Here is a 1042-nt window from a genome sequence, read left to right as displayed (position 1 = left end):
GCGAGAATGGTGCTGCCGGATCCTGAGAAAGCGTCGAGCACGATCTCGCCCTGACGCGTGACGTCGCGAATGGCTTCGGCGAGAAGCTGAGTTGGCTTGACGGTGGGATGGTCGGCAAGGTCGCTGTCGCGGGTCGCGCCAAAGGCGTTGGCGCCGGCCTGCGTCCAGATGTTGGTCCGGTATCGCCCGTGCTTGCCCAGCTCCACCGCATTGGTGTGCGGCGCAGAGCCATGCTTCAGGACCAGCACCAACTCATGTTGCGAACGGTAGAGGCTGCCCATGCCACCGTTGGTCTTTGCCCAGACGCACAGGTTGAGGTGCTTGAGACCGACCTCACGTGCCGCCGACATCAGCTCAAAGAGGTGATGATGGTCCATGAACGCCATCACAATGGCGCCGTCCTTCAGGTGCGCGCTCATGTTGGCGAGGTAGGATCTGTTGAACTCGATGAATTCGCTGACCGACATCTCGCCCGAGGCCATGGCGAACTCGGCATGGCGGCCACCGCCCGAGACATGGCCGTTGACCTTCACGTTGAACGGCGCGTCGGTCAGCACCATTGCGCCGGTGCTGCCATTCATCAGCCGTTCCCATACCGTTGGCTCGAGCGAGGAGCCGCATAGCAGCCGGTGCTTGCCGAGCAGCCACAGGTCGCCGGCTTGGGAGACGGGCACGCCATCAGCCAGGGCCGCCCCGATGTCCTCGTCGTCGTCATTGGCTGCAGCAGCGCCATCAAGAATGACGTCGACCTCGCCGGTCGACCAGCCGAGGATCTCGATTGGTGTCTCGTCGAGCTCGATGATGCTCGAGATCTCCATGCGCAGCAGCTCTGCGTCCCACGTGCTGGCGGTCGCGAGTTGATTGTCAGCCAGGCGATAAGCCTTCACCTGTGCCGCGCTCCAATGCGTCGCCACCAAGACCGGCGCATTATCAAGGCCGAGCCGGCGGGCCGCTTCGAGCCGCGCATGGCCGCAGATGAGCACATTGTGCACATCGACCAGCAGCGGCAGCGCAAAGCCGAAGTGGCGCATCGAGGCCATCA

1 protein-coding gene is annotated in these 1042 nt (G+C 63.5%); it reads right to left on the bottom strand.

What is annotated here, in order from left to right; all coding sequences use genetic code 11:
• Positions 1-1042: site-specific DNA-methyltransferase (locus SPMU_RS16575; RefSeq protein WP_088335488.1), on the bottom strand; the 1042-nt coding region annotated here is incomplete at both ends.

This window comes from Sphingomonas mucosissima (assembly GCF_002197665.1).
Lineage (GTDB): Bacteria > Pseudomonadota > Alphaproteobacteria > Sphingomonadales > Sphingomonadaceae > Sphingomonas > Sphingomonas mucosissima.
Note: the sequence above shows the minus strand (reverse complement) of the source record. Positions and strands in the feature narration are given on the sequence as shown.